At 52.2% G+C, this 12,636-nt stretch carries 11 protein-coding genes; 9 read left to right on the top strand and 2 right to left on the bottom strand.

Annotated elements, in window-relative coordinates; translation table 11 throughout:
* The first annotated feature begins 51 nt into the window (after nt 1–51).
* The 5 genes from ACLB09_RS16365 to ACLB09_RS16345 all read left to right on the top strand — a co-directional run bounded on the left by ACLB09_RS16365 (nt 52) and on the right by ACLB09_RS16345 (nt 4,298).
* A complete protein-coding gene (locus ACLB09_RS16365; RefSeq protein ID WP_410770927.1) occupies nt 52–1,569 on the top strand; it encodes an HD-GYP domain-containing protein in 1,518 nt (505 codons plus the stop codon).
* Between the two features lie 186 nt (nt 1,570–1,755).
* The gene (locus ACLB09_RS16360; RefSeq protein WP_410770926.1) at nt 1,756–1,956 is read left to right on the top strand and encodes a CsbD family protein; all 201 of its coding nucleotides are present in this window, start codon (nt 1,756–1,758) and stop codon (nt 1,954–1,956) included.
* Nucleotides 1,957–1,996: 40 nt separating this feature from the next.
* On the top strand, nt 1,997–2,266 hold the full coding sequence (locus ACLB09_RS16355; protein ID WP_410770925.1) for a hypothetical protein: 270 nt from the start codon (nt 1,997–1,999) through the stop codon (nt 2,264–2,266).
* A 133-nt stretch (nt 2,267–2,399) separates the two neighbouring features.
* Entirely contained in the window at nt 2,400–3,881 is a 1,482-nt protein-coding gene (locus tag ACLB09_RS16350; RefSeq protein ID WP_410770924.1) for an ATP-binding protein, read from the top strand.
* Between the two features lie 39 nt (nt 3,882–3,920).
* Nucleotides 3,921–4,298, top strand: coding sequence for a RidA family protein (locus tag ACLB09_RS16345; protein ID WP_410770923.1), 378 nt, complete (start codon nt 3,921–3,923; stop codon nt 4,296–4,298).
* Between the two features lie 91 nt (nt 4,299–4,389).
* On the opposite strand, the gene ACLB09_RS16340 is transcribed toward ACLB09_RS16345, so the two are convergent.
* Entirely contained in the window at nt 4,390–5,145 is a 756-nt protein-coding gene (locus ACLB09_RS16340) for a TspO/MBR family protein (protein WP_410770922.1), read from the bottom strand.
* A gap of 209 nt (nt 5,146–5,354) precedes the next feature.
* On the opposite strand from ACLB09_RS16340, the gene ACLB09_RS16335 reads away from it, so the two are divergent.
* The gene (locus ACLB09_RS16335; protein ID WP_410770921.1) at nt 5,355–8,495 is read left to right on the top strand and encodes a DEAD/DEAH box helicase; all 3,141 of its coding nucleotides are present in this window, start codon (nt 5,355–5,357) and stop codon (nt 8,493–8,495) included.
* Nucleotides 8,496–8,755: 260 nt separating this feature from the next.
* Nucleotides 8,756–9,544: a hypothetical protein gene (locus tag ACLB09_RS16330; RefSeq protein WP_410770920.1), complete on the top strand. Its 789-nt coding sequence runs from the start codon at nt 8,756–8,758 to the stop codon at nt 9,542–9,544.
* A gap of 1,044 nt (nt 9,545–10,588) precedes the next feature.
* Here ACLB09_RS16330 and ACLB09_RS16325 read toward each other — a convergent pair.
* A complete protein-coding gene (locus tag ACLB09_RS16325; RefSeq protein WP_410770919.1) occupies nt 10,589–10,960 on the bottom strand; it encodes a hypothetical protein in 372 nt (123 codons plus the stop codon).
* 212 nt (nt 10,961–11,172) lie between these two features.
* Here ACLB09_RS16325 and ACLB09_RS16320 point away from each other — a divergent pair, with 212 nt between their 5' ends.
* A complete protein-coding gene (locus tag ACLB09_RS16320; protein ID WP_410770918.1) occupies nt 11,173–11,925 on the top strand; it encodes a zinc-ribbon domain-containing protein in 753 nt (250 codons plus the stop codon).
* A gap of 317 nt (nt 11,926–12,242) precedes the next feature.
* Nucleotides 12,243–12,548 carry a hypothetical protein gene (locus tag ACLB09_RS16315; RefSeq protein ID WP_410770917.1) on the top strand — a complete coding sequence of 102 codons (306 nt, stop codon included), beginning with the start codon at nt 12,243–12,245 and terminating at the stop codon, nt 12,546–12,548.
* Nucleotides 12,549–12,636: the final 88 nt, after the last annotated feature.

The following is a 12,636-nucleotide window of genomic DNA, read 5'->3' as shown; positions in this document are numbered from 1 at the left end:
CCGATAATGAAGTAAGGTGCGGTTTGTTCTACAAAACGCGAGATGGAAGGAATGACTATTCCCTTGACGGTGTACAAGACATTTATTTCTCGCTTGAAGCTGAATTATGCAGCGGGGACGCTGCTTGCGGTTATCGCGGTGGGGAGCCTGATGCTCTTCGCTCCGCTGGATATACCCATGGAACAATACGCATGGCTTATCGGCGTGCTCGTTCTGTCGCTTTGCATCATGTTTACGCTGGGATGGATCGTTTTTTCATTACAGATCCGACCGATCAGAAATTGCTTTTTATCCGAGGTCGACAATTTCTCTGCCTTGCAAAATGTATACATAAGAACTCATAGATTGCCCGCATTGGCCGTAAAACGCATTCTGGGCCCGCATTTATTGGGTTTGTTGTTGCCTGCGGCGCTTCTCACGACATGGCTCATTTACATCGGAAAATTGTCCATTCCCTACTATTATGTATTGCTTGCCTCCATGGGAGTGGTGCTGGTCGCTGGGATGCATGCCCTGATCGAATTTTATTTGACCTCCTGCACCATCCGTCCGGTATTGCTCGAATTGAGCGGCTGGTCACTGCGTTTGTTCGGTAAAGAACTAACCTTGGGAGGAAGGGTTCTGATCTCGATCCGCCGCAAACTGAGATGGAGCTTTTTCCTGATTGGGGCTTTCCCGCTCTTGCTCTACAGTTTGGCCGTTCAATTTAGAATGGGCGATTGGAGCGTCTCCGGTACTTCCTATTGGCAATGGGCCGTCTATATCCTTCTGGTGGGTCTCGGTTTTTCCTTTATCGGCTCATGGCTGCTTACCCGGGAGACCGTACTCCCGATCCAGTATCTTTACGAAAAGATGGCCGAAGTAAAAATCGGTTATCTGCGAACAGGCGCCAGCGATTTATTCTCCGATGAATTTTCGCGGCTGATTTCGGGATTCAATCACATGCTGCGCGGCATTAAAGTACAGGCGGAACGTAACAATCAACTGTTGGAGAGTTACTTTGCAACGTTAGCGGCGGCGTTGGATGCCCGTGATCCTTATACGGCGGGCCATTCATTGAGAGTGGCGGAATATGCGGTGGGCATAGGCCTGTTGGCCAATCTCCCGGAAGATGAAATCCATGATCTGAGGAAGTCGGCGCTGCTGCATGATATCGGCAAGATCGGTATCCGGGATGCGGTTTTGCTAAAAGAGGGTCGTCTGACCGAGGAGGAATGGGAGCAAATTAAGCAACATCCGGTGCTTGGCGAGGCCATTTTGAAACAGATTGAGCCGGCGGATGCCATGGCCCCGTTTTTGCCGGGCGTGCGGTCTCATCATGAACGTTATGACGGAAACGGATATCCGGACGGATTGCAAGGCGAAGATATTCCGCTGTTCGGGCGAATTATCGCGGTGGCCGATGCCTTTGATGCGATGACTTCGGACCGCCCTTACCGGAAGGGGCTGGATGAGCAACAGGCGATAAAGATTTTGGAGGAAGGCCGAGGAACCCAGTGGGACCCCCATTTTGCCCAGTTGTTTGTGGATTCTTACCGAAAAAACAGAGAAAAAAAACAAGCTACGTAATTTTACGGAGCTTGTTTTTTTATTCGAAGCTTTGGCTCGCATCGGCAAATGATCTAAGGGGAGAGTTTCCCAGCCGGAATGCATACGGTTCAAATCAGGCGCTGAAGGGTATTTACAACATACACGGAAATGTTTTTGCTGCTCATGCAGCCTTTGAATAATTTTGCAAAGAGGAGTTGACCCGAGATGGACCACAATGTATTTAAAGGAAAATGGAACCAGATTAAAGGTGAAGCGAAGAAGCAATGGGGCAAGTTAACGGACGATGATTTGGACGTCATCGATGGTGAAAAGGACAAATTGGTGGGCAAGCTGCAGGAACGTTACGGACACACCAAGGATGCCGCAGAGCGCGAGTATAACGATTGGGCCCGTAGCCGCGAATAGCCAGATCATCTTGCCTTAACATAATGGAGGCGGAAGCGACATGTATGTTTCCCGCATAGTTACCGGAAGGATCATCGAAATGCGGGGAGATCGCGTGGTGACGGTCCAAGGCGATACGGTTGCCACCTACAATCTCCGCTACTACACGCTCAGGGACCCGGAGCTCGAACTTGAGTTCCTTGCGGAAACCGAGCTTAGCCCCGAACAGGGCGGATTCGTGAACCGTTGGAAACGCTGGAGGCAGAGAGATACGGGCGTTGCGTATCTTCCTTGGTCGTTATTTTGGAAAAAAGACGCAAATCGTATCTGATTTGCGTCTTTTTTTGCGATGAAAAAAGAAATCCTCCCCAAAAAAATGTAAATCGGCTCATTTTCCGGAACTCCGCTTGTGTTAGAATGAGGATAGACACAGGAAGAATGACTAGACCTACGGGAGTGAGCATATGGGCTTTGGCATGATGTTTTTGCTCAATTTGGGAATGTTGATCACCGTTGCCTATTTGGCCAATGTAATATATAAGTACGCTTTTACAAGAATCTCTTTTCGAATCAACTACGTTTTATCGGTAATTCTGTTCATTTTCGGCGGATGGATCTGCATGAAGTTCGGATTTCAGTTAAGCGACAACGTTATTTTTGACCTGCGAGTCGTGCCGCTGATTATCGCATCGGCCGTATATACCCAGCCGTTCACGCTCCTGATCATCGGGTTTGGCATCGGCCTGGCCAGACTGACCTTTGGCGTAAACGATGCCGCTATTGCCGGACTAATCAATTTATCGATATTGGGAGTCGTTTGCGCCGGCCTGAATATCTGGATGAGACGAAGCAAATTCCGGCTTATGGTAAAGGGACTTATAACGATTGTTATTGTGAACATAATTAACACGATTAACATCTCGGTGTTCGGCGTGATCCCGGTAAAACAATACATGCTGGAGATTATGCCGATCACTTTTCCGTTGACCTTAGTGCTTAGCATGGCGTTTGCGCTGATTCTGTGGGACTTCCAGCTTGAACGGAGACAGACGCTGGAGCTAAAATATGCGAATGAATTGCTGCGTAAACAGACGGAGGAACTTCGGACGGCAAAAATCGTGCTGGAAGAGCGGGCCAGGGAGCTTGCCCAAGCATCACAGTATAAGTCGGAATTTTTGGCCAATATGTCTCATGAATTAAGGACGCCATTGAACAGCATCATCAATCTGGCCCAGATTATTTCGGAAAACGAGGCCGGGAACCGATCCGATGCCGAAGAAGATACACCGAACTACGGGATGATCATTTATAAGTCGGGACAAGATCTGCTGGGATTAATCAATGATGTTTTGGATCTCTCCAAGGTCGAAGCCGGTAAGCTGGAGGTCGTCCAGGAAGAAGTGGTCATTGCAGAAATGGCCCAGATGATGGAAATGCATTTTGAGCATTCGGCAAGCCAGAAAGAAATTGACTTTGAAATCAGGATCGAGGCCGGGCTGCCGTGTACCATTCTTTCCGATGCCCAACGGATCGGACAAATCTTACGGAATTTATTGTCCAATGCATTCAAATTTACTCACCGCGGACAAGTCAAGCTGGAAATCCGGAAAGCGGGGATGGATGAAATGCAGCGGGGGGAATGGATTATTTTTACCGTGACGGACACCGGAATCGGGATATCGGAGGATAAGCACGGTACGATTTTTGAAGCTTTCCGTCAGGCCGATGGTTCCATCAGCCGAAAATACGGAGGGACCGGACTTGGACTGCCGATTAGCAAGGACCTTGCCCGCTTGCTTGGCGGCTTCATCCGGCTGCAGAGCAAGGAGGGACTAGGGAGTACTTTCTCCCTGTATTTGCCGTTGACGACGGACCCTAGAGGGAATGAAACTGCAGGCGCGGGTCCCGGAAAGAGCGATGCGGTTGCTTTAGATAGGCGTTCCTAGCTACAATATAAAGAAACTTTAAAAAAATGAGGGATAGCAATGACAAAACAAGTTATATCTACTAAGGCTGCACCGGGCGCAATCGGACCTTATTCCCAGGCCGTACAAGTCGGAGAGCATGTGTTTACTTCCGGACAGCTTGGTCTCATTCCCGAAACCGGAGAATTGGCCGAGGGAATACAGGAGCAGACGGCTCAAGCGCTGCGCAATGTGAGCGCCATATTGGAAGCGGCCGGAACCGGCTTGGATAAAGTCGTAAAAACCACGGTATTTCTGCAGGATATGAACGATTTTGCCAAAGTGAATGAAATTTACGGCAGCTTTTTTGCCGAACCTTATCCGGCTCGCAGCGCGGTTCAGGTGGCCCGTTTGCCCAAGGACGGCCTGGTGGAGATTGAAGTAATTGCTCTGAAGTAGTGCGGGGATTGAACCGGAACCTATCCCAAATATGAAAAAATAATGGAGTACAAACGTCACGGTTTGTACTCCATTTTTTTATATGCGATAGTTAATCCCGGTCTCTTGCACTAATAAAGAGCAGGCCGAGGGCAAACGCCAGCAGGATGGCCGCAGCTAAACCCGCGGTGAAAAATACTCCCTGTTCTTCGTTGTGCTTGAATGCAATTGCGGTGTATCCCCATGCCAAAGGAAGCGGAAGGGCACCGTCGCGTGTCATACTGGCGATGAGAATAACGGCAAGAGTGCCGATGATGAGCAACGTAATAGCCACTGGGGATTTCGGAAGATCGTTCGAAAGACCGGAGTGCTCTAAAACGACTTGCAGGTTGACCAGGGTAGCCGTGCAGATCCAGCCCAAATATAAACTGAAAGGTAATCGGAGAAACCAGGTTTCTCCTAGGGTCGGATGCTCGATTTTGCGCGTAAGGCGGTAGGAAGCGGCTACCGTGATTAGCAGCAGTACCATTGCAATAAATGAAAGGATAAGATATTGATAATGCCAAAGTACCAGCCAACTCATATTAAACAGGCAGGACAGGACAAACCAGAGCGTAAAAGACTTCATCCAACGTTCTCCGTTGTCCCTGCGACGGAAGAGATAGACTACGCAGCATCCGATCAGAACATAAATGACATTCCAGATCATAAAGGCGTAACCGGCGGGGGTCAGCAGGGTATAATAACGCTTTGACAGTTCGCCCGTGTTTGCCCCGCCTAAAGGGAGTCTTTCCGCAACAATATTCATGGCTATAACGGCCAGAAAGAACAGACAGTTCAACCCTTGCAAAGCTCTGGTTTTGAACATGGAAGTTACCTCCTCTGAACAGTTATAAGACGGTTGTTCGCGTTTACTATATGAATATACCCATTATTGAAGAAATAATTTCCGCGCCTGCGGAAAAGAGCCGATAAGAAATGAGTTGCGGTTTTATATAGGAACGGTTTCGTATAAGATAGAATTAATGCGTTTTTTTAGGCCCATGGCCAAGAATCAGGAAATGACGGGAGATCACCATGAATCAACGCCTTTATGGAATTTGGCTCGGAGACGTGCTGTTTTGTTTCTCCGGTGAAATATCTGAAACCAAAGTGGACGCGTGGACGGCGGCAGTTCGGCCGCTGGAACCATCGGCTGGAGTACGCCCGTTTCAGCATGCCGCCCTGCGGCTTGCCGAAGTCAGGTATCCGGTTTCGCCGGTACGCAGAGCGGCGGGAAACGGTGAACGCAAGGGGCTGCTTGGAAGAACGCTCGAAGGTCTTGCTTTGCCGGTTAAGGAAACCTGGGCGTTATTGTTGGATTGGGACGAAAGTTATTATATAACCCGTGGCGTACAGCCAGGCCCTGAGCTGGGATATTGGAGTACGGCGGCCCGGTTTGCTCTGGACCTGCTGCTGCGGGGGAAAATTGTGCCGGGGATGAAACAGGGATTGGGAGCCCACGGACGGCGGCGCGGTACGCAGGCATCCATCGGCGCGGTATGGGGGCCGCTTCTGGATGAACCAAATGACGAAGAACGGTTTCGTCAACTGGCTGCGTCCATGCCTCCATTAGCCTTGGCTGCAGTTCAGCCTTTGGCGGGTTTGGACAACGGCTCTCTCGGCGATCGCAGCCTTTCTTTACTGCACTCTTTTTTGACGGCGATGATAGATTTTGAGGTCCGCAAGGCGGTAGGCGAGTTGGGACGGAAGCTGAACCCGGTGCGTGCCGATTACCGCAGGGGCTACTCTCCGCTATCGGAACTTTGGTGGAATAGCCTGCTTAATGCAGGAACGCCGCCGGAAATACAAGGCAGCACAGCCGAGATCGAACAGTTGGCCGAGGATATTGCTTCTGCGGGAGGAGAACGGCCGCGCATGCCTAACGAAGATGCGGAGGGGAGCGAAACCGGTTCGCTGCGGCTGTGTCTGCGAATCGAACCGTTGAAGGAAACCGACGGCATGGAACGGGGGAGCAATCTCATGTGGCGGTTGTCCTTATGGGGCGAAGGTGCGGAAGACCCTTCCGTTTTGCTCCCGGCGGGATTGATCTGGAGTTATCCCGCTGCGGATATGGATATTCGCGGGCGCAAGTATAAGAACGTACGTCAAAATCTGTTGCTTCGCCTGAGGAAAGCGTCGGAATTATCGGCCGAGATTGCTGCGATGATGAAGTCGGCACGGCCTGAAGCGGTGAATCTTTGCCCGGAAGAAATGTACGAATTCCTTAGCCGTTCCGTGGTTTTGCTGCGGAAGCACGGAGTGACCGTGCAGATGCCTTCCCGTTGGACGCGCGGGGGCCGGCGTTCGGCCGGCGTCAAAATCAAAGCGTCGGGCTGGGAGGAGCCGTACGGGGATAAAGGGGCGGAAGTGGGGCTTGGCGTTCAGCAACTGGTGGCCTTTGATGCTGCTGCGGTCCTGAACGGGGATGAAGTAAGTCTTGAGGAGTTGGCTACTTTGGCATCCTCTAAATCGCCGCTGGTCTTATTCCGCGGAGAGTGGATTGAGATTGACGTCAAAGAGCTTCGCCAGGTATTGAAGTTTATGAAGCGGCAAGAAAACGGCACTATGACATTTCGCGAGCTGATGTATCTGGCTTCGGGAGCCGATCAGGATAACCGGTTTGACGGATTGCTGGTGGAACGCGTGGAAACGGAAGGGATGCTGGCCGTTTTGCTGGCCGGTGAAAGTCTGCGAGGCACATTATCGCGGCGCGTTCCCGAGTCGCTGAACGGAACGCTTCGCCCGTACCAGGAAAGAGGGTTTCAATGGCTTTCGTCCATGCGGCAGCTTGGCTTTGGAGCGTTGCTTGCGGACGATATGGGGCTCGGCAAAACGGTGCAGGTCATTACGGAGCTTCTGGACGGACTTGAAGTATCTCCGGGTACGAGCCTGATCGTTTGTCCGACCTCTCTTCTCGGCAACTGGCAGCGTGAGTTGGACCGGTTTGCTCCGGAGATGCAACTGTACGTCCATCATGGGAGCGACCGCCTGCATGGAGAAAGGCTTGTTCAGGAGTACCGGAAGAGCGACGTGGTTCTGACGACGTATCAACTGGCCGGACGGGACGGTAAAGAGCTCCGTGATCTGGAATGGAAAACCATCGTGCTTGATGAGGCGCAATATATCAAGAACTTCGGCACGAAGCAGGCTCAGAGCGTGATGAAGCTGAGCGCACCCCAGCGGATCGCGATGACCGGCACGCCGGTGGAGAACCGGCTAAGCGAACTGTGGTCGATTTTTCAGTTTTTAAACCCCGGTTATCTGGGTACCAGCGCTTCATTCCGCTCCAGGTATACCGGATCCGGAGAGGTTCAGAACGTTGAACTCGGCAGGCTGAGGAAGCTGGTTGCCCCGTTTCTTCTCCGACGGTTAAAGAGCGACCCGGATATCCGCAAGGATTTGCCGGAAAAAATCGAGATCAAGTCGTATTGTACCCTGACTGCCCAGCAGGCCAGAATGTATGAGACGATAACGGCGGACCTGATGTCGAGAATCGGACAAAGCGGCGGAATCGCCCGCAAGGGCCTGGTATTATCTTCGCTTACGCGGCTTAAACAGATTTGCGACCACCCGCAGCTAGCAGGCGGAAGGGCTGCAGCCAGTGCAGAGGCCGGGATGGAACGTTCGGGAAAAATGGAGCGGTTAACAGATTTGTTGGATCTCATTATTGATAATGGGGAAGCTGCGCTTATTTTTACGCAGTATGTGCAAATGGGGGAGATCCTTCGCGAGCAGCTTGCCCGGCGTTACGGCACAACTCCGTTTTTTCTGCATGGCGGCGTTGTAAAACAGGATCGTGACGATATGGTCAGAGCCTTTCAGGAAGGCTCGGGAGCGCCGGTGTTCGTCCTTTCTCTCAAAGCGGGCGGCGTAGGGCTGAATCTGACGCGAGCGAACCACGTCATTCATTACGACCGGTGGTGGAATCCGGCGGTGGAGAACCAGGCCACAGACCGGGTATTCCGGATAGGACAGCAAAAAAATGTGGAAGTCCACAAGCTGATCTGCCAGGGAACGCTGGAAGAGCGGATCGATGAGTTAATCGAACGCAAAAAATCGCTCTCCGAGCAAGTAGTCGGTTCGGGCGAGCAATGGTTGACGGAAATGTCCGATGATGATTTGCGCAGCCTGATTTCGCTGCAGTCCGAAAGTATTATGGAGGAGGACTCGAAATGAGCCGGAGGCTTGATATTCCGCGGAATATTCATATGGAACGGGTGCCGGAAGGGTTGAGGGTCGACATTCCGGCTGAAGCAGCGACGGCAGCCCAAGGCGGGAGAGGTAGCGGACGGGGGCGATCGCGCAAAAACACGGGCGGGGCCGCTCAGGCCGAGGTGGTAAAAGACGGTACCGACCGTGGAACCGTTGTCGCAGGGGCAACGGTCTTTAGTGTCCTGCTGCCTGGCGAAACTCCCGGAGGTGAGGAGAGCCGGGCCTTGCTGCAGCGGCTGGAAAGCCAGCCGCTCGTGTTGGCCGGGCTGCTCGAAGAGGGAGCGGAGGCTCTCGACGCTCTCCTGCCGGAGCAGCCGCCTTGGCGGCGGCTTCAGCAGCTAGGCCGCTCCTGCGAGGGAGCGGGCGACGAAGGCGAGGAAGGCGGCGGTCGGTTGCACGGCGCCGCTGCTGCCGCCGCTGGTTCAGGGCTGACGGCAACGGCCGGGGCTATAACGGCCGGATCCGCTGCCGCCGCTGAATCTGCGGCACGGCCGGTATGCTCCTGCGGCGCATACGGCTGCGGCCATGCCGAGCTCGCCATGGCCTACGGCGACGCCGCCTGGGCGACCGACGCCGGCCTGCGGCTGGCGCTGCTCGGCTGGACGCCGGAAGCGCTGGCGGCCGCCGTGCTGGACCGGTGGGCAGCGCTGCAGCCGCTGCCCGACCCGGAGGAGGCCCTCCGCCAGGTGGCGGGAGGGCCGGAGGCACCGGCGCGCGGAGCCGCGGGCGATGGGCCGAACATCGCGGAGTGGCTCGCGGAGATGGCCGGGCAGGGGCGGCTGCACCTGCCCGGGCCGCAGTTCCACGACGTGAAGGCGGACCTGCAGCAACTGCAGCGCGTCCGCCCATCCAGCGTGGAACAAGGCCGCGAGCCGGGCCCCGATTCGGCCCCGTGGGCAGCGATGCTCCCCGGCGTCTCCGGGGCGGCAAGGGGATTGTCCCTGGTCGCCGCCCGGGTCATGGAGCGCGCGGCCGAGCTCGCCGCCGCAGGGCGCAAGAAGCCGCAGCGTTGAGCATGCGGCCTTGGGTTAAACAAAGGGCTATCCCCGCCATGCTGTGAATGGCGGGGATAGCCCTTCTTTTACTAATTTTACCGAGCGCGTAAATTAACTGTATTTTATGCATCTATTTTTTTACTATTTGCTCCCCGGGAGAATATAAATGGAAAACATACAGTAAATTCTCCCGTATATCTATGATTGGGGCAAATATGATGAAATTAGCTGTAGTTTTTCCAGTTAATTCGAGAAAAAGGGCCAATTGCCTGAAATTAACTGTAGGTTTTCCAGTTAAAGTGCCCGTTATAGGCGTTCTTACGCTTAACTGCCCTGGTAAAGGGGATGAACCTAGTAAGAAGTAGCTGAACAAGTACAGTAACTCCAGCGGTATCAAGTAACTCCAGCGGTATCAAGTAACTCCAGCGGTATCAAGTAACTCCAGCGGTATCAAGTAACTCCAGCGGTATCAAGTAACTCCAGCGGTATCAAGTAACTCCAGCGGTATCAAGTAACTCCAGCGGTATCAAGTAACTCCAGCGGTATCAAGTAACTCCAGCGGTATCAAGTAACTCCAGCGGTATCAAGTAACTCCAGCGGTATCAAGTAACCCCAGCGGTATCAAGTAACTCCAACGGTATCAAGAAACTCCATCGGTATCAAGTAACTCCAGCGGTATCAAGAAACTCCAGCGGTATCAAGAAACTCCAGCGGTATCAAGTAACTCCAACGATACAAGTAACTCCAGCGGTACAAGTAACTCCAACGGTACAAGTAACTCCAACGGTACAAGTAACTCCAACGGTATCAAGTAACTCCAACGGTACAAGTAACTCCAACGGTACAAGTAACTCCAGCGGTATCATGTAACTCCAGCGTTATCAAGTAACTCCAGCGGTATCAAGAAACTCCAGCGGTATCAAGTAACTCCAACGGAGCGAAGTAACTCCACTGGTACTAAGCAACACCCCTGCAAAAGGTCTTTAAACCGCAAGAAGCCGCCCCTAAGACCGGTTTGATCCAGGAACAGCTTCTTATTTGAGGGAACGGGAGCTAGGGGCATCATTTGTTCAAGGGCGTGCCGCCGCCGTATCCGGGGTGGTTATAGTCCGTGTTTGTTAAGTTGCTCAGTACGCCCATTTCTATTATTGACTTGCGGGTACGTTCGCTTCCGGTACGGTAAAGGAGCACGTATAGTTCGGTCAGCTGCCGGTTGAAGTGTTCGGTAGCCTCGTCATGGTCGGTGGACTTGTACGGGACGGGGGCGCGCTTGAAGGTATATTCGTCCTCTTTTGACAAGCCGGCGATTTTGTCTTGGAGTATGGCGAGGTCCTCGTCGTCGAGAAGTACTTCGAATTCGGTGGAGTCGTTCGGTATTTCCTGAATGAGACGGTGCGTCACGGATACATAGTAAGGGGTCTTTTGAATAGCCAATGCCAAATCCTCCTCTCTGAAGAACTATGCAATCTACTCTTTTTTACACGAAGCCTTTTCCCCTGAATCAAAGGGCTGATTTTCACAGAAGCTCCAAATCTGGTATGATTACTTCTAGAATTTATAATCATACATGGATATTGTAAGGAAAGGCGGGGAGTTTCCTTGCCGGTGAGGTTTTAAGGAAACGAATGAATGGGAGGATTTCAGTCATGAATTTTTTACAGCGAATTAAAGACGGTGCTGGGAAAGTGACCGATCGAGCGCAAAACGCGGTGGAAATCGGGCGTCTGAACACACAAATTTCGAATATCGAACGTGAGATGGGACTTTACTTTCAAAGAATGGGCGAGGTTTTCTACGAGGGATACTCCCGTAAGGATATGTCCAATGCGGAAAAAGAAATGATAGAACTCGCCAAAACCTGTGATCTGCTTTCGGAGGAACGGGATGAAATCCGCTCGAAGATCGCCGAATTGAAAAATGAACGCCTTTGCGGCGCCTGCGGCAAAGCGATTACCGAGGATGCGCTGTTTTGCCAATACTGCGGCCATAAGCTGGAGAGATCCAAGCCCGCTGCTACGGTTGACCGGGTAAAAGAACCGGAACACCAGCATGAACCGGCGAAGGAGCCGGTGAAGGAAGCGAAGCCGCTGATCGATCCGCTTGCTTTGTTTGAAGGTCCTGCGAGCGATGACACCATTATCTACAGAGAGCCCAAGGCACAACCGGAACCGGTGGACGAGGAACAAGAAGCCCGGCGCCAGCGCGAATTGGAACGGGAGCGGGAGCGCCAGGAGGAACTGGATCGGCGCATACGTACCTGGAAAGAGGATGTTGTGCCGAGGGATCAGGTTTCTTCGACTTTGGAGACGGCGGTTCCGACGGTAAGTTGTCAAATCTGCTCTGCGGTGCTGGTAAAAGGAACCAAATGGTGCCCGCACTGCGGTTCGGAGCAGATCTAAGTACGTCATTTTCCTGAAAAATTCACCAAGTTGTAATAAGTGGCGCCCCGTGGCTTGGGAGTTAAGCCGTAGTAAGAATTAGGCGCAGATATCGCCGGCACGGAGATCAGAGAATTTTTCTCTGGCACCGTGCCGCTTGCGTTTCTTGTCCGGAAAATGGATCACCAAGGATGAGGCGCGGCAGGCGGGGGAACGCTTATAAAGTTAGTGTTGCCGTCCGCGTATGATTCTGCGTTGAAAGTTGACGCGTAGAATAAGCATTTTCGATTTAGGTTAATGCGGTTATGAAGCATTATTTTGAAAGGGGAGTTTAAGCAATGGAATGCATTGTTCATTTTGAGGTGCACCATCGTGACGAAATCAAAGAATTAAGAGGACTGATCTTTCTGGAGGAGGGAAAAACTCCATCCGAGAATGATTTTCTGACGATGTTTGAAGAAATGGGATATAAACTCCGTTTGGAAGATAAGGTAAATCTGGTATTCATCCCGGTAGATCCTGCTGCGAATTACAGTAAGATACGGGTGAAACGCCTTGACACAGGCGAGAAGACCTATCAGGAAGATAAGGAACTGCGATCGCTGCTGGGCAATCTGCTGCCGGGCGAGTCCAGACCGCTGTAATTGCAAAGGGATTAGGCAGTTTAAAAAATTTCCTCTTTATTTCCCCACCCGGTTTGCGTTATACTTCTAACATTGCATGAAAAGATAA

Source organism: Fontibacillus forbon, from assembly GCF_046559655.1.
Taxonomy (GTDB): domain Bacteria; phylum Bacillota; class Bacilli; order Paenibacillales; family Paenibacillaceae; genus Fontibacillus.
This window is presented reverse-complemented; position numbering and strand designations above follow the sequence as displayed.